20 protein-coding genes and 1 pseudogene are annotated in these 19,816 nt (G+C 69.2%); 6 read left to right on the forward strand and 15 right to left on the reverse strand.

What is annotated here, in order from left to right; all coding sequences use genetic code 11:
- Positions 1-36 precede the first annotated feature (36 nt).
- The gene (locus AU194_RS04550) at positions 37-2,040 is read left to right on the forward strand and encodes an aconitate hydratase (protein ID WP_059088044.1); all 2,004 of its coding nucleotides are present in this window, start codon (positions 37-39) and stop codon (positions 2,038-2,040) included.
- A gap of 10 nt (positions 2,041-2,050) precedes the next feature.
- On the opposite strand, the gene AU194_RS04555 is transcribed toward AU194_RS04550, so the two are convergent.
- The gene (locus AU194_RS04555) at positions 2,051-3,178 is read right to left on the reverse strand and encodes a glycosyltransferase family 1 protein (protein ID WP_059088045.1); all 1,128 of its coding nucleotides are present in this window, start codon (positions 3,176-3,178) and stop codon (positions 2,051-2,053) included.
- Positions 3,179-3,262: 84 nt separating this feature from the next.
- Here AU194_RS04555 and AU194_RS04560 point away from each other — a divergent pair, with 84 nt between their 5' ends.
- The gene (locus tag AU194_RS04560) at positions 3,263-3,928 is read left to right on the forward strand and encodes a thioredoxin domain-containing protein (protein WP_059088046.1); all 666 of its coding nucleotides are present in this window, start codon (positions 3,263-3,265) and stop codon (positions 3,926-3,928) included.
- Position 3,929: 1 nt separating this feature from the next.
- Here AU194_RS04560 and AU194_RS04565 read toward each other — a convergent pair whose 3' ends face one another.
- The 8 genes from AU194_RS04565 to AU194_RS04600 all read right to left on the reverse strand — a co-directional run bounded on the left by AU194_RS04565 (position 3,930) and on the right by AU194_RS04600 (position 10,888).
- The gene (locus AU194_RS04565) at positions 3,930-5,096 is read right to left on the reverse strand and encodes a zinc-dependent alcohol dehydrogenase (RefSeq protein WP_059088047.1); all 1,167 of its coding nucleotides are present in this window, start codon (positions 5,094-5,096) and stop codon (positions 3,930-3,932) included.
- Positions 5,097-5,108: 12 nt separating this feature from the next.
- Entirely contained in the window at positions 5,109-5,615 is a 507-nt protein-coding gene (locus tag AU194_RS04570; protein ID WP_059088048.1) for a hypothetical protein, read from the reverse strand.
- A gap of 55 nt (positions 5,616-5,670) precedes the next feature.
- Complete coding sequence (locus tag AU194_RS04575; RefSeq protein WP_059088049.1) at positions 5,671-6,183, reverse strand: DUF3592 domain-containing protein; 513 nt, start codon at positions 6,181-6,183, stop codon at positions 5,671-5,673.
- Positions 6,180-7,811 carry a 2-succinyl-5-enolpyruvyl-6-hydroxy-3-cyclohexene-1-carboxylic-acid synthase gene (menD, locus tag AU194_RS04580; RefSeq protein ID WP_059088050.1) on the reverse strand — a complete coding sequence of 544 codons (1,632 nt, stop codon included), beginning with the start codon at positions 7,809-7,811 and terminating at the stop codon, positions 6,180-6,182. Before menD ends, AU194_RS04575 begins: the two co-directional genes overlap by 4 nt.
- Positions 7,812-7,813: 2 nt before the next feature.
- On the reverse strand, positions 7,814-8,596 hold the full coding sequence (locus AU194_RS04585) for an alpha/beta fold hydrolase (protein WP_059088051.1): 783 nt from the start codon (positions 8,594-8,596) through the stop codon (positions 7,814-7,816).
- 70 nt (positions 8,597-8,666) lie between these two features.
- Entirely contained in the window at positions 8,667-9,170 is a 504-nt protein-coding gene (locus AU194_RS04590) for a nitroreductase/quinone reductase family protein (RefSeq protein WP_059088052.1), read from the reverse strand.
- A 9-nt stretch (positions 9,171-9,179) separates the two neighbouring features.
- On the reverse strand, positions 9,180-9,911 hold the full coding sequence (locus AU194_RS04595) for a DJ-1/PfpI family protein (protein WP_059088053.1): 732 nt from the start codon (positions 9,909-9,911) through the stop codon (positions 9,180-9,182).
- A 14-nt stretch (positions 9,912-9,925) separates the two neighbouring features.
- Positions 9,926-10,888, reverse strand: a complete 963-nt coding sequence (locus AU194_RS04600; protein ID WP_059088054.1) for a GlxA family transcriptional regulator — start codon at positions 10,886-10,888, stop codon at positions 9,926-9,928.
- Between the two features lie 109 nt (positions 10,889-10,997).
- On the opposite strand from AU194_RS04600, the gene AU194_RS04605 reads away from it, so the two are divergent.
- Positions 10,998-11,234 (forward strand): hypothetical protein, encoded by a 237-nt coding sequence (locus AU194_RS04605; RefSeq protein ID WP_059088055.1) that lies wholly within the window; start codon positions 10,998-11,000, stop codon positions 11,232-11,234.
- Positions 11,235-11,244: 10 nt separating this feature from the next.
- Here AU194_RS04605 and AU194_RS04610 read toward each other — a convergent pair.
- The 4 genes and pseudogenes from AU194_RS04610 to AU194_RS04625 form a co-directional block, all read right to left on the reverse strand.
- Positions 11,245-12,380: pseudogene (locus tag AU194_RS04610) on the reverse strand (LLM class flavin-dependent oxidoreductase).
- A gap of 36 nt (positions 12,381-12,416) precedes the next feature.
- Positions 12,417-13,403, reverse strand: a complete 987-nt coding sequence (locus AU194_RS04615) for an o-succinylbenzoate synthase (protein WP_059088056.1) — start codon at positions 13,401-13,403, stop codon at positions 12,417-12,419.
- Between the two features lie 19 nt (positions 13,404-13,422).
- A complete protein-coding gene (locus AU194_RS04620) occupies positions 13,423-14,991 on the reverse strand; it encodes a long-chain-fatty-acid--CoA ligase (protein WP_059088057.1) in 1,569 nt (522 codons plus the stop codon).
- A 30-nt stretch (positions 14,992-15,021) separates the two neighbouring features.
- Positions 15,022-16,632: an amidohydrolase gene (locus AU194_RS04625; protein ID WP_059088058.1), complete on the reverse strand. Its 1,611-nt coding sequence runs from the start codon at positions 16,630-16,632 to the stop codon at positions 15,022-15,024.
- A gap of 154 nt (positions 16,633-16,786) precedes the next feature.
- On the opposite strand from AU194_RS04625, the gene AU194_RS04630 reads away from it, so the two are divergent.
- Positions 16,787-16,975 carry a hypothetical protein gene (locus AU194_RS04630; RefSeq protein ID WP_059088059.1) on the forward strand — a complete coding sequence of 63 codons (189 nt, stop codon included), beginning with the start codon at positions 16,787-16,789 and terminating at the stop codon, positions 16,973-16,975.
- Positions 16,976-16,980: 5 nt separating this feature from the next.
- Here the strand turns inward: AU194_RS04630 and AU194_RS32125 are convergent, their stop codons facing one another.
- Both AU194_RS32125 and AU194_RS04640 read right to left on the reverse strand, forming a co-directional pair.
- Positions 16,981-17,607, reverse strand: coding sequence for a hypothetical protein (locus tag AU194_RS32125; RefSeq protein ID WP_059088060.1), 627 nt, complete (start codon positions 17,605-17,607; stop codon positions 16,981-16,983).
- Between the two features lie 75 nt (positions 17,608-17,682).
- Positions 17,683-17,928, reverse strand: coding sequence for a DUF3253 domain-containing protein (locus tag AU194_RS04640; RefSeq protein ID WP_059088061.1), 246 nt, complete (start codon positions 17,926-17,928; stop codon positions 17,683-17,685).
- A 75-nt stretch (positions 17,929-18,003) separates the two neighbouring features.
- Here AU194_RS04640 and fadD8 point away from each other — a divergent pair, with 75 nt between their 5' ends.
- Positions 18,004-19,614, forward strand: coding sequence for a fatty-acid--CoA ligase FadD8 (fadD8, locus tag AU194_RS04645; protein WP_059088062.1), 1,611 nt, complete (start codon positions 18,004-18,006; stop codon positions 19,612-19,614).
- 59 nt (positions 19,615-19,673) lie between these two features.
- Entirely contained in the window at positions 19,674-19,811 is a 138-nt protein-coding gene (locus AU194_RS31630) for a hypothetical protein (protein WP_157575896.1), read from the forward strand.
- The last annotated feature ends 5 nt before the right edge of the window (positions 19,812-19,816 follow it).

A 19,816-nucleotide genomic window follows, 5' to 3' on the forward strand; every position in this document is an offset into this window, starting at 1 on the left:
CCGGTAAACCTGCCTGAAACGGCGGAGGAAGACGGTATGCCGGCGAATGTCACCCAGAAACTGATCGAAGCGCATCTCGAATCCGGGGAGATGACCCCCGGCGAAGAGATCGCGATCCACATCGACCAGACGCTCACCCAGGACGCCACCGGGACCTTGGTCATGCAGGAGCTCGAGGCGCTGGACCTCGACACCGCGCGCACCGACGTCAGCGTGCAGTACGTGGACCACAATCTGCTGCAGACCGACGAGAAGAACGCCGAGGACCACGAGTACCTGCGTACCGCGGCGCAACGCTTCGGGTTGTGGTTCTCCAAGCCGGGCAACGGGGTGTCGCACCCGACGCACATGCAGCGCTTCGGCATCCCCGGCAAGACGATGGTGGGCTCGGATTCCCACACCCCCGCCGCCGGCTCCCTCGGCATGCTGGCGATCGGCGTCGGCGGACTCGAGGTGGCGGTCGCGATCACCGGCAAGCCGCTGCACTTCCGCATGCCCGAGATCTGGGGTGTCCGCTTGGAAGGCGAACTGCCGGAATGGTGTTCGGCCAAGGACGTCATCCTGGAGATGCTGCGCCGCCACGACGTCAAGGGCGGGGTGAACCGCATCATCGAGTACTACGGACCCGGCCTGGCGGGTCTGACCGCGATGGACCGCCACGTCATCGCCAACATGGGCGCCGAATTGGGGGCCACCACCACGGTGTTCCCCAGCGACGACGCGGTCCGCGACTTCCTGCGCGCGGAGGACCGCGAGGACGATTGGATCGAACTGGTCGCCGACGACGGCGCGACCTACGACATCGACGAGACCATCGACCTGTCGCAGATCGAGCCGCTGATCGCCAAGCCGTCCTCGCCGGGCAACGTCGTCCCCGTCCGGGAGGTCGCCGGCGAGGAGATCGCCCAGGTCGTGATCGGCTCCAGCGCCAACCCAGGGCTTCGCGACTTCGCGATCGCCGCGGCGATGGTCGACGGTCGGCAGACCTCGCCCGCCGTGAGTTTCGACATCAACCCCACCTCCCGGCAGATCCTGACCGATCTCACGAAGATGGGTGCGACCACCTCGCTGGTCATCAGCGGCGCCCGGATCCACCAGGCCGGCTGTATGGGCTGCATCGGGATGGGCCAGGCCCCCGCGACCGGACACAACTCGTTGCGCACCATGCCCCGCAACTTCCCCGGCCGGTCGGGAACCAAGGAGGACAAGGTCTGGCTGTGCTCGCCGGAGACCGCCGCCGCCTCCGCGTTGACCGGGGTCATCACCGATCCGCGGGACTGGGCGCGCGACCAGGGCGTGGATTACCCGACGCTGGAGATGCCCGAACGCAACTCGGTCAACACCGCGATGTTCGTTCCACCGCTGGACCCCGACGAGGCGAAGAAGATCACCCCGGTGAAGGGGCCGAACATCTCGCGGCTGCCCGACCCGGAACAACTTCTCGACGAGTTCGAGGCGCCGGTGCTGCTCAAGGTGGGCGACAACATCTCCACCGACGAGATCTCGCCCGCCGGCGCCAGGGCGCTGCCGTATCGGTCGAACATCCCCAAGCTCGCGCAGTTCAGCTTCACGCAGGTGGACGAGTCCTATCCCGAGCGGGCCGAACAGGCGCGCGACACCGGACACATCGTCGTCGGCGGGGAGAACTACGGCCAGGGGTCCTCACGCGAGCACGCCGCGATCGCGCTGCGGCACTTGGGCCTGCGGGTCGTCATCGCGAAGTCGTTCGCCCGGATCCATTGGCAGAACCTCGCCAACTTCGGCGTCCTCGCCCTGGAGTTCGTCGACCCCGACGACCACGACCGGATCGACCAGGACGACACCCTGGCGTTGAGCGGCCTCCACGACGCCGTCAACGGCACCGACACCTTCTCCGTACGGAACGTCAGCAAGGACTCGACGTTCGAAGTGCGCCATCGCCTCTCACCCCGGCAGGCGCAGTACGTCCTCGCCGGGGGGCTGATCCCGCAGCTCACCCGCGAAGACGGCGGCCAGGCCGCCGAAAAGGCGACACGCCCGGACGCTGAGCCGACCGACTGACACGGGTGGATCAGGCGGCCCTGACCCCACGGATGCCTGCGACCGCCTCGTAGTGGCCGATGAGTTCGTCGCAGATCGCCGGCCAGGTCCGGCCCAGGACGCCGCGCCGCGCCGCGACCGAGTAACGGTCCCGCTCGTCGACGAGATGGCCGACGGCCTCCGACAGCCGGTGCTCGAAATCGGCGACCTCCAGCAGCAGGCCGGTGCGGTACGGGGCGACCAGGTCGCGTGGGCCGCCGGCGTTCGGGGCGACGACCGGCAGACCTGAGGCCATCGCCTCCTGCACCGCCTGACAGAACGTCTCGTGCTCCCCCGGGTGCACGAACACGTCCATGCTCGCGTAGGCCGCCGCCAGCGCGTCGCCGTACAGCGCACCGGTGAAAACCGCTGTCGGCATGAGGTTTTCGAGTTCGGCACGGTCGACGCCGTCGCCGACGACGACCACCTGCACATCGTCGCGGGCGCTGAGCGCCGCCAACCGTTCGACGTGTTTCTCCGGCGCCAGCCGGCCGACGAATCCGACGATCGGCCTGCCGCCGGGCGACCACCGTCGGCGCAACCCCTCGTCACGCGCCGACGGTGCGAACCCGGTGACGTCCACACCACGCGCCCAGCGGTGCACCCGCGGCACCCCGTGCGCCTCGAGATCGGCGATCGCCGACGTCGACGGCGCCAGGGTGCGGTCGGCGAGGCTGTGCAAATGGCGCGTCCACGCCCACGCCGCCCGCGACGCCGCCCCCATGCCGTAACTCTGCGCGAAACCCGCGACGTCAGTCTGGAACACCGCGACCGTCGGCACCCCGAGGCGACGCGCGGCGTGCACCCCGCCGTACCCGAGCAGCGCCGGCGACGCCAGATGCACCACGTCGGGGTCGAATCCGCGCAGCACCCCCAGCATGCGGGGCCGCGGCACTCCCAGCGGCAGGGACGTCACCTTCGGGAACATCCGCGAGGGCACCCGATGGACCCGCACCCCGTCGTGCACCCGGTCGGCCGGGGGCTCCCCGCGGGGGGTGTCCGGGGCGATGACTATCGCCTCGTGTCCGGTGCGCCGCAGATGCTCGAGCACCCGCAGCACCGAGTTGGTGACGCCGTTGACGTTGGGGAGGAAGGACTCTGCGACGATCGCAACGCGCACGAGCCGAGGCTCTCAGCGCAACCTGACCGCCAGGTTGCGTCGCGGCATACGTGACACGAAGACCAGGGGCGGTACCGTTTCCCTGTGCGGATCTGGATCGCGCTCGTCGCCGCGGCGCTGGTGCTGCTGACCGTCGGCTGCACGCGTGAGGTCGCCGGCATCGCCCGTCAGGACCCCAACCAGCCCCGCACCGCCGTGACCGAGGACGGCTACGGCATCCTCGTCGGCGATCCGGACGCCTCGGCGCAGATCGAGGTGTTCACCGAACCACAGTGCCCGCACTGCGCCATGCTGCAGGCCGACTTCGGCAGCGAGATGACCAGCTACATCAGCCTCGGGCAGTTGGCGGTCATCTACCGGCCCGTGACGTTCCTCGACCGCGAGACCGACCATTCCGCGCGGGTGAGCAACGCGATGTTCGCCGCCGCCGACGCGGCACCGCGTGCGGTCACCTTCCAGGCGTTCGTCGAGGACCTGTGGGCGCATCAGCAACCCGGCGGACAGGGCCCGTCCAACGACGAGATGGCCGACATGGCGCAGCGCAGCGGCATCCCAGCCCCCGGCGTGCAGGCGATCCGCGGCGGCGGCGAGGCCGTCGACACCGTCGACATGACCGACCTCAACGTCGAACTGCTCGCCCAGGTCAACGCCGACCATATCGGCACACCCACCGTGTACGACCTGGTCAACGACGAAGTCCTCGACATCAGCGACCAGAACTGGTTGGCGAACCTGGTCGCGACCACCTAGGTCAAGGGCGCAGCGCCACGCGAATGCAGTTGTCCTGCTTGTTCTTGAACATGTCGTAGGCGCGAACGCCCTGTTCGAGCGGCAGGTCGTGGGTGATCAACTTCGCCGGGTCGAGGTCGCCCTGCTCGACGTAGTCGAACAGCCGCGGCATGTACCGCTGACCGTGCTGCTGAGCGGATCTGATCGTGAGCGCCTTGTTGGTCACCACGCCCATCGGGAACTTGTCGGTCAGCCCGTAGACACCCAAAACCGAGACCACCCCGCCCTTGCGACAGGCCAGGATCGCCTGCCGCAGCGCGCTGGCGCGGTCGGTCTCCAGCCGCAGCAGCTGTTTGGCCCGGTCGTAGACCTGCTGCAGGCCGGTGCTGTGGCCCTCCATCCCGACCGCGTCGATGCACGCGTCGGGACCGCGGCCGCCCGTCATCTCCCGCAGCGTCTCCTGGACGCTGTCGGCGTTGGCGTAATCGATTGTCTCCAAACCATATTCGCGGGCCAGCGCGAGGCGTTCGGGGATGCGGTCGATCACGATGGCGCGGTCGGCGCCGAGCAGCAGCGCACTCTTGGCCGCCATCAGCCCCACCCCGCCGGCACCCCAGACCGCCACGGTGTCACCGCCGTTGACGTCGCAGAAGTCCGCACCCATGAACCCGGTCGGGACGGCGTCGGACAGGAACAGCGCCTGCTCGTCGGTGATGTCGACGGGAATCGGGAAGCAGTTGGTGTCGCCGAACGGCACCCGCACGAACTGGGCGTGGGAACCGGCGTAGCCGCCGAACGGATGCGTGTACCCGTAGATGCCGCCGGACGGATAGCCCAGGAGTGGTTGCTGCAGTTCGGCATTCGGATTGGTGGTGTCGCAGCACGAGTACAGGTCGTTGTCGCAGTACCAGCACCGGTCACAGCCGATGAAGGACGGCACCACCACCCGGTCACCGACCCGCACGTCGCGGACCTCGCGGCCGGTTTCGACGATCCGGCCCATGAACTCGTGGCCGAACACGTCGCCCGCGCGCATACCCGGCAGATAGCCGTCGATGAAGTGCAGATCCGATCCGCAGGTGGTGGTCAGCGTGACCTCGACGATGACGTCGTGCGGGTTGAGGATCTCCGGGTCGTCGACGGTCTCGACGGACAGGTTGTTGACGCCGTTCCAGCACAGTGCGCGCATGAGGGGTCTTCCTTACCGCGCCGACGGGCGCGCGCTCGGGTTGTTGCGGATGGTGGGGACCTCGCCGGTCTGCAGCAGCGCCCGGCAGCGGTAGAGCACCTTGAAGGCGAGCGCACCGGAGAGCAGATCGGGTGCGGGGGTCTTGGTCTTGAGGGTGACCTCGGTGCCGAGATGATTGGGCGCGGGCCGGAAACCGACGAGAATCTCGTTACCGTCGTCGCCGGTGAAGCGCAGCCCGCCGGGGTCGGTGTGGATCTCGGACTCCCACGTCGTCGAGACCGGTCCGGCGTGCAGGTGCCACCGGTAACGGTCCGGTTGGGTGTACTCCACGTCGCCGAGTTCGCCGAGCACGACCGACATGCGGCGGGCGTCGCGCCAGAGTTCCTCGACCTCGACGACGTCGGCGTTGATCGTGACCGACTGGCCGTTCGCCGCGTCGGGGGCCTTCTCGACGACCTTGTCGACCACGCCTGCGGCCAGGTGCATGGCGCGGTTCCTGGCTGAGTCCAGAATCGACATGCTGGCTCCTTCCGTCGCGCGGGGCGATACCCGGCGCGGCGGCGGCCAAACAGCCTCAGACGGTTTCGGGTTCGCGGGCCAGGCGTTTCTGCAGCACCGCCAGACCGACCAGCGCCACGCCGGCGACCAGCCAGCCCACCACCGCGATCGAGCCGGCCGGGATGATGGCCAGTGACGCGTTGCGGTCGCGCACCCGCACGAGATCGGGGTTGTTGCGGTCGTATTCGACGTAGATCCGCATCCCGGTCTCCAGTTCGGACGGATACAGCACGCCGAGTTCGGGGCGGTAGGTGACGCGGTCGGGGGTGACGAACTCGATGGTCGAGCGGCGCGGCCCGGCGCTGAGCACCGTCGCCTCGGCCACGCCCATGTGGCGTTCGATCTGGCGGTCGTTGCGCCAGGCGCCGACGACCATCAGCACCGACTGCAGCGTCACCAGACACGCCGCGAGGATGACGCCGATGCGGACCCGGCGGATGATCCGCTCCGCGCGCGTCTCGTCCTCGACGCCGTACAGATGCGGGATCACCGCACGCCGCATGGCGGCGACCCGGTCGGGCAGCCTCACAGGGCGGCCTTGATCGACGCGTGCAGCGCGCGCAGCGACGACCTGTCGGCTTTCACCTCCAGCACGCGCATCCCGTCGTGCGGTTCGTCGAGCGCCTCGGCGAGCTGGGCGGCCTCGATCTGGCGGTTCTCCACGTGGTAGGCCCGGCACAGCGCGCCGACGTCGACGTCGTGCGGGGTGCCGAACACCCGGGAGGACACGTCGGAGAAGCGCGGATCGCCCTGTTCGAGCAGTTCGAAGATGCCGCCGCCGTTGTCGTTGGACACCACGATCGTCAGGTTGCGCGGGGTCGGTTCGGTGGGTCCGATCAGCAGACCCGAGCTGTCGTGCACGAACGTGAGATCGCCCATCAGCGCGATGGTGCGTCCGCCGGTGCTGTCGTGGGCCAGGGCGGCGCCGATGGCCGTCGACACCGTGCCGTCGATACCCGCGACGCCGCGGTTGGACCGCACCTGCACACCGTTCGGGGTGAACCCGACCAGCGCGGCGTCGCGGACCGGGTTGCTGGCGCCGAGCACGAGCTGATCGCCCGCCCGCACGGCGTCGGCCACCGCGGCGGCGACGTGCAGACCGGTGGTCAACGGGTGGGTTCTCAACTGCTCGCGCACCGCGGTGACGGCGTGGGCGTTGACCTCCGCGCAGCGGCGCAGCCACGCCGATTCGGGGGCGCCGCTGGTGACCGCGCGGGTACCGGTGGCCTGCGAGTTACCGCTGACGTCGGGCCAGCGCGGCCCGGTGGTCAGCGCGTACACCGGGACCGACGGGTCGGCCAGCAACGCCGACACCGGCCGGTGCAGGGTCGGGCGGCCGAGCATGATGACCTGTTTGGGCCGCAGCAGCCGCAGCGCGAGGGGGTGCAGCGGGTTGGCCGCAGGCGGTGCGGTGGGTTCGGCGACGGTCGGCAGGTCGGCGAGGTTGGGGTGCACACCCGCGCCGTGGCCGGCGATCACCACGGTGTCCGGGGTGAGGTCGATGTCCAGCGGCTGGTCGAACGTCACCGGCGGGGTGTAGGTCCACGGCCTGCCGTCGGGTCGGCCGGGCGGGCAGGACCCGTCGTCGTCGAAGGCGGGGACCAGCGGTTCGCGCAGCGGGATGTCGAACTGCACGGGGCCGGCGTTGGCGCTGCGCGCCCCCGTCGCCGCGACCAGCACCCGGCACGTCGCCGAGCGCCACTCCCCGTTCAGGGCGTCCATCCGGTCGGGGGCGTCCTCCGCCAGGCCCAGGCTGATGTTCGCGCGCACCTGGGTGCCGAAGTAGCCGAGCTGCTCGAAGGTCTGGTTCGCCCCGGTGCCCAGCAGTTCGTAGGGCCGGTTCGCGCTGAGCACGATCAGTGGCACGCGGGCGTAATTGGCCTCCACGACCGCGGGCCCGAGGTTGGCCACCGCGGTGCCCGACGTCATCGCCACACACACCGGCGCGCGTTCGGCCACCGCCAGCCCTATCGCGAGGAAACCCGCGGTGCGCTCGTCGATGCGCACGTGCAGCCGCAACCGGCCGGCCCGGTCGGCGTCGGCGAGGGCGAACGCCAGCGGCGCGTTGCGGGACCCCGGGCACAGCACGACGTCGCGCACGCCGCCGCGAACGAGTTCGTCGACGACGACACGCGCCTGTGCCGTCGAGGGGTTCATCGCTACAGGATATTCCCGAAGAATTTCAGCGCCGCGGCGTTGACCTCCTGCGGCCGCTCGATGAAGCCGAGGTGACCGGCATCGGGGATCTCCAGATAACGCCCGTGCGGCATCGCGTCGGCAACCTCCTTGCCCAGGTGCGGCGGCAGCAGCACGTCGTCGGCGAACCCGATCACCAGCGTCGGGATGCGGATGCTGCGGTAGGCCGGCAGCCGGTTCTCCTTCGGGCCGACGTCGCCCTGGGTGCGCAGCCCGGGGGTGTACTTCGTCGGCCACATGGTGAACATCTCGATCCAGTCGCCGATGGCCCGGTCGTCGTTGATCGTCTTGGGCGAAAAGTTCTCCAGCACACGGACTTTGGCGTCGTAGCGCGGGGGCAGCGTGATACCGGCGGAGGTCAGCTCCTTCTCGGCGTCGGAGAAGAAGTTGCGGGCGCGGTCGTGGCGGCCGCGGGTGGCCATGAGCACCGCCGAGCGGACCAGTTCGGGGCGGGCGAGCATGAGTTCCTGGGCGATGTAGGAGCCCATCGACACCGCCACGATGCGCACCGGCGCGGCGTTCAGCTTCTCGATGAGGTCGGCGGTGTCGGCGACCATCTGCTCGATGCCGAATCCCTCGGCGTTCTCGGTGGCGCCGACGCCGCGGTTGTCGAAGGTGATGGCGCGATAGCCGTTGCGCAGGAACTCGGGGACCTGATGTAGGTGCCAGGTGCGGCCTGCGCCGCCGCGACCGGCGATGAACAGCACCGGGATGCCGCTGCCGCGATCGTCGTAAGCGAGATTCACGCCTCCCGACGCTACTCGACGGCGATTTCGGCGCGCTGACGTGCGCCCAGCGTACGTTTGCGCGCCGAAATCACTCGGAGACCTCCGTGAAGGCGAGGATCGGGATGGTGCGGCCCTGCGTGAGCTTCTCGTAATCGGCGTAGCTGGGGATCCAGTTCTTGGCGAGGTCCCACAGCCGGTCGCGCTCGGGGCCGGTGACCTCTTCGCCCACGAACGTGCCCTCGTATCCGCCCGCCGACAGCGTGACGCGCGGCTGTTTCTTCACGTTGTGGTACCAGGCGGGGTGGCGGCGCCCGCCGTAGTTCGAGGCGACGACGATCACCCGGCCGTTGTCGGTGAAGTACGTCAGCGGGGTGACGCGCTGTTCGCCGGACTTCGCCCCGACCGTGGTGAGCAGCAGTTCGGGGGTGACCATCGCCGAGGACACCCGGCCGCCGGACATGCGCAGCAGCGGCGGGTCGATGCGCGGCACGATGTGACGAACGAGATAGCGCACCGGCCGCGGGCGCAGCAGCCTGGCGCCGACCTTCAGCATCGGCGAGCCTGCGGTCGGATCCACCTCGGGTATGCCCATGCGGCGATCCTAGGCAGACTTCGCGCGGCGCCCCCTCGACCGGACCGCGCGCAGCGCGGCGTCCCACAGCAGCATGGTCGACGGGCCGAGTTGGCGGTGGGTGACGAAGGTGTCCTTGCCCAGCGCCGCGGCGGCCGCGGCCTTCGTCGCGGCCGACGCCTTGGACAGGTGCCCCGAGTCGAACGGCGGCTGCGGGTCGTATTCGAGGATCAGCTGGGTGGCCTTGGCGTGCGCCTCCCCCGCGATCTGCCCGGCCAGCCACATCGCGAGGTCGATGCCCGCGGACACGCCCGCGGCCGTGACCACCTTGCCCTCGCGCACCACCCGCTGGTCGCCGACCGGGATGGCGCCGAGGGTCTTCAACGTCGGCACGGCCATCCAATGGGAGGTGGCGCGTTTGTCGGCCAGCACGCCCGCGGCGCCGAGGATCAGCGATCCGGTGCACACCGACGTGGTCCACGCGGTGGTGCGGTGCGCGGTGCGGATCCAGTCCAGCAGCGCCTCGTCGCGGGCGTGTTCCATCGAGGTGGGTCCGCCGGGGACGAGCAGCACGTCCGGGGTCGGTGTCTCTCCGAATGAGTGGGTGGCGCCCACGACGAGGACACCGGAGTCCGCGGTGACCGGTCCGGGTTCGTGCCAGACGAACCGCACCTCGCTGTCGGGCAGATTGCGCAGCACCTCGTAGGGGCCGATGAAATCCAGTGCAGTGAAACCCGGATAGAGCACGATCGCTATCTGCATGTGATGCGGTCCTTTCAGGCGAACGTTCTGCGGTACTGGTCGGGTGAGACGCCCAGGCGGCGAATGAAGTTGCGGCGCATGGTCTCCGCGGTGCCGAAACCGCACCGGTCGGCGATCACCCTGACGGTGTCGTCGGTCTCCTCGAGCTGGCGGCGCGCCGCTTCGGTGCGGATGCGTTCGACGTACGCGCCGGGGGCCTCGCCGACCTCGGCGGTGAACACGCGGGTGAAGTGGCGCGGGCTCATGGCCGCACGGTCGGCGAGATCGCAGATGCGGTGCGCGGCAGCGGGTTCGGCTTGGATGGCTTCCTGCACGTCGCGGATCGGGGCACGTTTGGCCCGCGGCATCCACACCGGTGCGGCGAACTGGGTCTGACCGCCCGGACGGCGTAGATACATCACCAGCCAGCGGGCCACGGTCTGCGCGACGTCGGTGCCGTGGTCGTCCTCGACGAGGGCGAGTGCGAGATCGATGCCCGCGGTCACGCCCGCGGCCGTCCACACCTTCGGCGAACTGCGCACGAAGATGGGGTCCGGATCGACGGTGACGGCGGGATAGCGGGCCGCCAGGTGGGAGGCGAAGGCCCAGTGGGTGGTGGCCGCGCAGCCGTCGAGCAGACCCGCCTCGGCGGCGAGGAACGCCCCGGTGCAGACGGTGACCACGCGGCGGGTGTGCGGGGCGGCCGCACGGACCCAGTCGACGAGTTCGCCGTCGGCGAGGGCGGTTTCGGTGCCGCGGCCGCCGGGCAGGACGAGGGTGTCGCGGGGGGTGTTCGGGTCTGGGAGGGGTTCGGCGTGCAGCGTCAGCCCGGTGCCGGTGTCGAGCGGGCCGCCGCCGACCGATCCGACGCGGACGTCATAGCCGTCGGCGCCCTTCGTGGCCAGATAACGGGTGGCGCCGGTGAACACCTCGAAGGGGCCGACGAGATCGAGGGCTTGGATGCCGGGGAATCCGGCGATCAGCACCGACCTGGTCATGGGCTCAGTGTGGACGGGCGCAATCGTGGCGTCCAGGCCAGGTATCCCACAGATCAGGACATCCGCGGTTCATCGCCTCGAGGCCGCGTTCCGGTGCCAGACTTCTCGCATGATGCGCACGCTGCGGCGGGTCCTCGGTCACGAGGTGTCCGTCGGCGGCGTGTTGGAGACGCTCCTATGGGCGTCGCTGCCGTATCTCGTCATCGGTGTCCTCGTGGTGGGTCTGCGCGCTGAACACCTGCACCACATGCAGACCCTCTACGGCAGCCGCGATCAACTGCTGTCGTTCGGCATCCTCGTCGCCGGGTGGCCGGGGGTGCTGATCGCCGACGTCTGCATGTACTGACCGTCAGTGTTCAGAGACGCTTGAGGCCGCGGACGACCTTGACCGAGCTCGCGACACCGGCCAGGCCCTTACGGAACTTGCGCTGCATCAGGGTGATGTCCGCGATCACCAGGTATCGGACTCCGCAATCACGCCACTCTGCGGCCTGATCCACGATCTCGTCGGGGGTGCCGCACAGCAGCGAGTTGCGGACCACCTCGACCGGCACCTTGTCGACGTGGGCGATGGCGGTCTGCTGGTCCCAGCCATGCGGCAGCAGATCCTGCGCGCCGGCGAAGCCGGTGCCGAGAGGGTGCGTGGCGCCGTGTTCGGCGTAGAACTCGTCCGGGGCCATCAACCCCCCGGCCCGGATGGTTCGCGATTCGAGGGCCTCGTCGACGGCGGCACGGCTGCGGCCGGTCAGGGTCATCGCCCACATCGCCGGGACGATGGCCATCGGGTCGCGGCCGGCATCGGAGGCCGCCGACCGGACGACGTCCAACCGGCGGGCGTACTCGCGCGGGGTGTGCGCGAATGCGGGAAAGAACCCGTCCGCGTACCGACCGGCGGCGCGCAACGTTCGGGGTCCATGGGCGGCGATCCAGATCTGCGGCCACGTCCCCTTGTACGGGGGTAGGTCGAACACCGCGTTGCGCAGCGGGAAGAATTCTGAATCGCGGTCCACCAGTGCGCCTTTGGAATCCCACAGCGCACGGATGGTCGCCAACGCCTCTTCGAATCGGGCGACAGGACGGCTCCAGTCGACCCCGTAGGGTTCGTTGCCTTCGCGCTCACCGCAACCGATGCCGAGGATGGCGCGACCCTGCTCAGCAGGTGCAGCGTCGCCGCGGCCTGTGCGGTGACGGCGGGATTGCGCCGGCCGGTGTCGGTGACACCGACGCCCAACCGCAGCCGTGCCGCGCGGTTACGTGCCGCGATGTGGCCGAGCAACGTCCACGGTTCCATGTACGCATCGAGCGACGGCACGATGCGCGCCGCCTCCGTGTGTTCCGGACTCCACAACGCCCGCGGGAACAGCGAGTTGAGATGATCGGGCACCCAGAAGGAGTCGAAGCCGGTGGCGGCGGCGGTGAGGTAGTTGACGCGAGTCATCGTGTCGGCGGTCGGCCGCGCGGCGATCGCCGAATCCATCAGACCGATACGCATGGGCGCCCCCTACCGTCCTGGCGATCATCGCACCGTTCAACCGTTCGCGCGCATGCCTTTTAGCACCTGCAAGCACTCGGCAACCCGGTCGATCCACCACTGCCGGCGCTCGCCGCTCACGGCCAGCGCCGCCAACCGGTCCGGATCCGGCGCGACCGGTCCGACCGGCAGGTACCCGTTGACCGGCATCAGCGGCTCGGCCACGTCGTCGACGAACAGTCCTCCCGTGCCGAGTCCGCAGGCGTGGTCCAGGTGCGGCAGCGCGGCCGCGGCGGACAACCCGCGCGCGATGCCGACGGCGGAATCCAGGGCGCTCGACACCACGATCGGGATGTCGATCTGCGCGGCGATGTCGAGCAGCGGCTGCACTCCCCCGAGGGGTGCGACCTTGACCACCGCGACATCGGCGGCGCCTGCCCGCACCACGTGCAGCGGATCGTCGGCCTTCCGGATGCTCTCGTCGGCGGCAATGGGAACCGTTGTCCGGGAACGTAACTCGGCGAGCTCGGGCACCGTGCGGCACGGCTGTTCGAGATACTCCAATGGTCCGTCGGCCGTCAGCGCCGCCGCGGCGGCCTCCGCCTCCTCGACAGACCACCCGCCGTTGGCGTCGACCCGCACCGTCGGCACCAGCGCGCGCACCGCGTTCACCCGGTCGACGTCGTCGGCCAGGGATTGTCCCGGTTCGGCGACCTTGACCTTCGCGGTGCGGGCGCCGGGGAACCGGGCCAGCACCTCGGGTACCTGCGCGGCGGGGACGGCGGGCACCGTGGCGTTGATCGCGATGCGGTCCCGCCGGACGGCGGGCGGTGCGGTGTAGGCCGCCTCGAGTGCGGCGGCCAGCCACGTCGCGGCCTCGGGCGGCGCGTACTCGAGGAACGGTCCGAATTCACCCCAGCCGGCCGGGCCTTCGATCAACGCGAGTTCGCGGACCGTGATGCCGCGGAACCGCACCCGCATCGGCAGCGCCACCACGTGCAGGCGGTCGAGAAGATCAGGCAGGTCGGGGAGGTCGGGAGCCATCCCGTCAGTCTCGCCGATCTCACACCGTCGTCCGGTCGCGGCCCTCCCAGAACGGTTTGCGCAGTTCCTTCTTGAGGATCTTTCCGGTGGGGTTGCGCGGCAGTTCCTCGACGATGTCGACGCTGCGCGGGCACTTGTACCGGGCAAGCCGGTCGCGGCACCAGTCCGTCAACTCGCCCGCGGACACCGAACCGTCGACGGCGACCACGGCTTTGACCGCCTCCCCCCATTTCTCGTCCGGCACACCGATCACCGCGACCTCGGTCACCGCCGGGTGCTCCGCGAGCACCCGCTCGACCTCGATGGAGTAGACGTTCTCGCCGCCGGAGATAATCATGTCCTTGAGCCGGTCCTCGACGAAGATGTACCCGTCGGCGTCGACACGCCCCACGTCACCCGTGCGGAACCAGCCGTCCGGGGTGACCGCATCGGCCGTCGCCTCCGGTTTGTTGTGGTAGCCCTTCATCAATTGCGGTGTGCGGAACCACAACTCGCCCTGTTTGCCCGTCGGCACGTCCTCGCCGGTGTTCGGGTCGACGATGCGCAGTTCGGCTCTGGGGATCAGCTTCCCGGCGCTGACCAGCCGCTCGGGATGCGCGGTGTCGCGGTGCTCTTCGGCCATCAGGTGGCTGATCACCCCGCACACCTCGGTCAGCCCGTAGACCTGGATGAAGTCGGTGTCCGGCCACGCCTGCAGCGCCCGGCGCAGCAGCGGCAGCGGCATCGGCGACGCCCCGTAGCAGAACGTCTTGAGCGCGCCGAACAGCTTCACCGCCTCCGGCCCGGTCTCGAGCACCTTCGCCAGGACGGCCGGCACCAGGAAGGTCCGGTTGGCGCCCTTGAGGATCGCATCGGCCAGCGACGCCCCGTCCACCTCGCGGGTCAACACGCTGGGCACGCCGTCGTAGATGCCGAACTGCACATAGGACTGCCCACCGACGTGAAAGAACGGCATCGACACCATGTTCTTGTCGCCGTCGTCGAAACCCCAGCCCTCGTGGGCGTTCACGGTATGGGCGATGAGATTGCCCTGCGTCAGCTCGACACCCTTGGGCCGTCCGGTGGTGCCCGAGGAGTACATGATCACGCAGACTTCGTCCGGGGTGACGTCGGCGCCGCGGTCGGCCGGGGTGGCGCCGGCGAGCAGCCGCTCGTATTCGTCACCGTCCACGCCGTCCGGGGTCACCTCCACGATCTGCTCCACGTTGGTCAGTCGGTCGCGGACACGCTCGATCGCCGGGCGCAGTTCGCGTCCCACGATGAGGACCTTGGCGCCGCTGTCGTTGATGACGTAGTCCAGTTCGTCGCCGGCGAGCCGGAAGTTGACGACGGCGTTGGCCGCGCCGAGCGACGCCGCGGCGAAGGTGGTCTCCACACACGCCGGGTGGTTCTTGTCGAGAAACGCCACGGCGTCCCCGTGGCCGACCCCGAATTCCCGCAACGCACCGGCGAGCCGGCGGATCCGGTCATCCCACTGCGCCCAGGTCCACGTGCGGTCGAGGTAGACGATGGCCTCACCGTCCGGGGCGGTCTGCGCCCAGTGGCGGAGACGGTCGTCGAGGAGGCGCGGTTCGGGCAGCTCGGACATACCCGAAGCCTGCCACGACAACGTTGGTTGTCAGACCTGTTTGGCGTAAACGCAGCGCCCCGCCAGGTACGTCGACAGCACCTCGAGGTCGGCGATCTCCTCGGGGTCCACCGCGCGCGGATCCGCCGACAGCACCACCAGATCGCCGTACTTGCCGACCTCGATCGAGCCGATCACGTCGTCGGCGAACAACTGCCACGCCGCGTCGAGGGTCTGGGCCCGGATCGCCTGCTCGACGGTCAGGCGTTCCTCCGGCGCCAGCACTCGGCCGCTCGGCGCCCGGCGGGTGGCCGCCACGCTGATGTTGCGCAGCGGCTCCTCCGGGGTCACCGGCGGATCGTTGTGCAGCGAGATCCGCATACCCGTCGCGACCGCCGAACCGCATGGCATCCAACGGTTTCCGCGTTCGGGGCCGAAGAGCCCGTCGACGATGACGTCTCCCCAGTAGTGGATCTGGTCGACGAAGATGCTGCACGTGACACCGAGCGCGTGCGCGCGCTCCAACTGTTCGGGGGTGATTGCGCCGACATGTTCGAGGCGCAGCCGGTGATCCGGGCGCGGATGTGCCTGCAGCACTTCCTCGTACACGTCGAGGATGGTGTCGACGCCGGCGTCGCCGTGAACGTGACACGCCATCTGCCAGCCGAGCGGGAAGTAGGCGCCGACGATCTCGCGGAGTTGTTCGCGGCTGTAGTTGGCGTGACCGCAGGAACCCGGTACCACGCCGATGGTCCTGGTGGCCGCGGTGTCGAGGTACGGGAACGTCAGGTCGACGTTGCCGATCCACGGTGACCCGTCGACCCAGATCTTGATGCCGACCTGCCGGACCAGATCATCGCCGTCACCGGGATGCGCGGTGGTGGTCATCTGCGGATTGGAGATCTCGTAGGCGCGCAACCGCACGGTGAGCTCGTCGTGCAGGCCGGCGAGCATCTGCCGGAACACCGGATCGAACGCCATGTCCGAACACGTCGTCAGGCCCGCACGATTGAGCCGCGCGCACTCGGCGACCAGCATCGACGGATAGTCGCTCGGGGAGACAACGCCGGCGAGCAGCGGGAACACCGCCGCCGTCTCCTCCGCGGTGCCGTCGAGGTCGCCGTCGGCGTCGCGGCCGAAGCGCGCGCCCTTCGGGTCGGGGATGTCGCGGTGCAGGCCCGCCCGTTTGGCCGCGACGCTGTTGAAGAACGCCTTGTGCCCGGAGTTGTGCAGGATCACCAGCGGACTGTCGGGGGCGATCTCGTCCAGCCACGCCAGGGTGGGATCCGGTAACCCGTTCTGCAGCAACGGATCCCACCCGTTGAGGTAGGCGCCCTGCTGACCGCGACGGGCCACCTCCTTGTGCACCGCCGCGACGACCTCATCGGCCGAGGTCATGGTGACCGGCCGGATGTCGGCCATCCGCTCCCCCAGCGCGATCGCCTCCATCAACGGATGCCCGTGCGCCTCCACCAGACCCGGCAGCACACAACCCGTCCCGACGTCGACGACCTCCGTGTCGGACCCGATCCAGGATTCGACGTCGGCGCGGGCCCCCACCGCCACGATGCGCCCGTCGGACACCGCGACGGCTTCAGCGGTGGGTTGCGCGTCGTCGACGGTGAGAACGGTCCCGATCAGCACGAGATCTGCGACGGACATGGGCGAATATTACTCAGATGGCCTGCGGTGACCGGCTGCGCCGAAAAACTCGAAACAATTTTTTCTCGTCGTGTCGATTATCTGCGCCCTCGTTCGACGTCAGTACGAGGGCACGATGGAAACGCCCTTCACCACATCCGAAGGAGAGACGAAAATGGCGCGTTACATGCTGATCATGCGGGTCGGCCCCGGGGCCGAGGAGGCGATGGCGGAGCAGGACATCGACTTCGACCAGATCATCGAATCGATGGGCCGGTTCAAGGAGATCCAGTGGAAGGCCGAACTCGCCGAGAAGATCGCCGCGCAGGCGCGTGCCGAGGCCGACCGGGTCGTCCACCGCTAGCGGGGTCAGAAGAACGTGGTGGTCTGGGTTTTCGTCCCGTTGTCGCACGACACCGTGACGTTCCAGTTCTGGAACTTCGGCACCGCGGGGAAGATCACCAGATCGTAGGTGCCGTTGGCGGGGAGGAAGAAGCTGCGCGTGTACCAGTCCGAGGTGTAGGTGCACTGCGCGGCCTTCCCGCTGCGGTCCTGGATGTGGGCGGTCAGCCCGCCGACGGGCGTCTGGTCCCAGGACACGCCCGGGCCCTGCAGCGGTGCCGGGTCGGCTTTCACGACCCGTTGCGGCCCGGCGGCGTTCTGGGCGGCGGCCTGGTCGCGTTCGGCAGGCGGTACACAGACGTGGTCGCCGGGAAACGCCTCGCGCCAGACGAAACCCTGTTTGCAGGTGTCCGGGCCGTACGCCCCGCCGGCCGGCTCCTTACGCGCAGCGGCCTGCGAATTCTGTTGTGCCGCAGCGCTTCGCTCGCCAGGGGTGACACAGACGTGGTCGCTCGGTGAAGCCTCCCGCCAGACGTACCCCTGCACGCAGGTGTCGGGAGCGGCCGCGGCGGTACCCGGCGCGCCGACGACCGCCAGCGAGAGGACGGCCGCCCCGGCGGTGCACAGGCGGCGTGACGCGAGACGGTGTGCCATCGGAGTCCCCTTTCGACCGTAGAGGTCTGGGGTCGACGCTAGGGAGCGTGGCGGGCCGATAAATCGGGCGTTTCCCTATGCGCGCCGGATGCGTATCCGGATAGGGCCCTTCCAGGTGGTGTCGGGATCGACCACCTCGCCCTTCTGGGTGATCTCCACCTCGCCGGCGCGGGCCAGCTCGCGGGCGGTGTCGCGGGCGTCGTCCATGAGGTCGCGCCACTGTTCGCCGCCGACGGCACGCGCGGCATCGGAGGGACAGATGCTGCTGGACGGACCGCGGTCGCGCGCCATCCGCAGGATCGCCGTCCGCAACTCGGTCATCGCGCGAGCCTACTGACGGCGTCGATTTCGCGGGGACCGGCTGACTGGAATTGGAACACGTTCTAGTCTGATGCCATGAGTGACGCGCAGCTCCGCCATTTCCTGCACTCCGGACACCTCACGGTCGGCGCGTTGAAGCGCCACAAGGACAAGCCGGTGCTGTTCCTCGGCGACACCACGATGACCGGTGGGGAGCTCGCCGACCGCATCAGCCAGTACATCCAGGCGTTCGAGGCGCTCGGCGCCGGGACCGGAGCCGCCGTCGGGCTGCTGTCGCTGAACCGGCCCGAGGTGCTGATGATCATCGGCGCCGGCCAGACCCAAGGCTACCGTCGCACCGCACTACACCCTCTCGGCTCGCTGGACGATCACGCCTATGTGCTCTCCGACGCGGAGGTCACGTCGCTGATCATCGACCCGAACCCGATGTTCGTCGAGCGGGCGCTGGGCCTGGTGGAGAAGGTGCCGTCGCTCAAGCAGGTGCTCACGATCGGGCCAGTCCCCGAGGCGCTGGCCGAGGCCGGGGTGACGGCGGTCGACCTGAGCGCCGAGGCCGCGAAGTACCCGGCCAGACCGCTGGTCGCCGCCGACCTGCCGCCCGATCACATCGGCGGCCTGACCTACACCGGCGGCACCACCGGTAAACCCAAGGGCGTCATCGGCACCACCCAGTCGATCACGACGATGACGACGGTGCAGCTCGCCGAATGGGAATGGCCGGAGCATCCGCGCTTCCTGATGTGCACGCCGCTGTCGCATGCCGGCGCCGCGTTCTTCACGCCCGTCATCGTCAAGGGCGGCGAGCTGATCGTGCTGACCAAGTTCGATCCCGCCGAGGTGCTGCGCGTGATCGAGGAGCAGAAGATCACCGCGACGATGCTCGTGCCGTCGATGATCTACGCGCTCATGGACCATCCGGATTCGCACACCCGCGACCTGTCCTCGTTGGAGACCGTGTACTACGGCGCCTCGGCGATGAACCCGGTCCGGCTCAAGGAGGCGATCCGCCGGTTCGGGCCGATCTTCGCGCAGTACTACGGCCAGTCCGAGGCGCCGATGGTGATCACCTACCTGTCGAAGAAGGAGCACGACGACAAGCGGCTGACGTCGTGCGGGCGGCCGACGCTGTTCGCTCGGGTGGCGCTGCTGGATCCTGAGGGCAAGCCGGTCCCCCGGGGCGAGGTCGGCGAGATCTGTGTGTCCGGTCCGCTGCTGTCGGGTGGGTACTGGAACCTGCCGGAGGCGACGGCGGAGACGTTCCGCGACGGGTGGATGCACACCGGCGATCTGGCCCGCGAGGACGAGGACGGTTTCTACTTCATCGTCGACCGCACGAAGGACATGATCGTCACCGGCGGGTTCAACGTGTTCCCGCGCGAGGTGGAAGACGTTGTGGCCGAACATCCTTCGATCGCGCAGGTGTGCGTGATCGGCACGCCCGACGAGAAGTGGGGTGAGGCGGTGACGGCTGTGGTGGTGCTGCGGCCCGACGCCGACGGCTCCGAGGCCGCGGTGGCCACCATGATCAGCGAGATCCAGGCGTCGGTGAAGGAGCGCAAGGGCTCGGTGCACGTGCCCAAGCAGGTGTTCGTCACCGATTCCGTGCCGATCACCGCGTTGGGCAAACCGGACAAGAAGGCGGTGCGGGCCCAGTTCTGGGAGGGCGCCGGGCGCGCAGTGGGCTGAGTTTTACGGGCGCGACCAGACACAGATTCGGGTCGCAAAGCGGCGAATCACGCGAATCTGTGTCTGCTCGGCACAATGGGCGGCGTGGACGCAACGCCGAGGCCGCCACGCAGTTCGAGCGCGCCGCCGCGCTGGCCGACAACGACCGGGAACGAGAAGTGCTGTCCGACAAGGCCGTCCGCATACGCGGGACCTGACGTGG

This window comes from Mycobacterium sp. GA-2829 (assembly GCF_001499965.1).
In the GTDB taxonomy this organism is placed as follows: domain Bacteria; phylum Actinomycetota; class Actinomycetes; order Mycobacteriales; family Mycobacteriaceae; genus Mycobacterium.

What these genes read in the sequence shown, in the direction of transcription:
- AU194_RS32125 (WP_059088060.1), bottom strand. Translation starts at nt 17,607, where the DNA reads ATGGCACACCGTCTCGCGTCACGCCGCCTGTGCACCGCCGGGGCGGCC.
- AU194_RS04640 (WP_059088061.1), bottom strand. Translation starts at nt 17,928, where the DNA reads ATGACCGAGTTGCGGACGGCGATCCTGCGGATGGCGCGCGACCGCGGT.
- AU194_RS04605 (WP_059088055.1), top strand. Translation starts at nt 10,998, where the DNA reads ATGATGCGCACGCTGCGGCGGGTCCTCGGTCACGAGGTGTCCGTCGGC.
- menD (WP_059088050.1), bottom strand. Translation starts at nt 7,811, where the DNA reads ATGAACCCCTCGACGGCACAGGCGCGTGTCGTCGTCGACGAACTCGTT.
- AU194_RS04595 (WP_059088053.1), bottom strand. Translation starts at nt 9,911, where the DNA reads ATGCAGATAGCGATCGTGCTCTATCCGGGTTTCACTGCACTGGATTTC.
- AU194_RS04630 (WP_059088059.1), top strand. Translation starts at nt 16,787, where the DNA reads ATGGCGCGTTACATGCTGATCATGCGGGTCGGCCCCGGGGCCGAGGAG.
- AU194_RS04625 (WP_059088058.1), bottom strand. Translation starts at nt 16,632, where the DNA reads ATGTCCGTCGCAGATCTCGTGCTGATCGGGACCGTTCTCACCGTCGAC.
- AU194_RS04620 (WP_059088057.1), bottom strand. Translation starts at nt 14,991, where the DNA reads ATGTCCGAGCTGCCCGAACCGCGCCTCCTCGACGACCGTCTCCGCCAC.
- AU194_RS04565 (WP_059088047.1), bottom strand. Translation starts at nt 5,096, where the DNA reads ATGCGCGCACTGTGCTGGAACGGCGTCAACAACCTGTCCGTCGAGACC.
- fadD8 (WP_059088062.1), top strand. Translation starts at nt 18,004, where the DNA reads ATGAGTGACGCGCAGCTCCGCCATTTCCTGCACTCCGGACACCTCACG.
- AU194_RS04590 (WP_059088052.1), bottom strand. Translation starts at nt 9,170, where the DNA reads ATGGGCATACCCGAGGTGGATCCGACCGCAGGCTCGCCGATGCTGAAG.
- AU194_RS04600 (WP_059088054.1), bottom strand. Translation starts at nt 10,888, where the DNA reads ATGACCAGGTCGGTGCTGATCGCCGGATTCCCCGGCATCCAAGCCCTC.
- AU194_RS04615 (WP_059088056.1), bottom strand. Translation starts at nt 13,403, where the DNA reads ATGGCTCCCGACCTCCCCGACCTGCCTGATCTTCTCGACCGCCTGCAC.
- AU194_RS04570 (WP_059088048.1), bottom strand. Translation starts at nt 5,615, where the DNA reads ATGTCGATTCTGGACTCAGCCAGGAACCGCGCCATGCACCTGGCCGCA.
- AU194_RS04550 (WP_059088044.1), top strand. Translation starts at nt 37, where the DNA reads ATGCCGGCGAATGTCACCCAGAAACTGATCGAAGCGCATCTCGAATCC.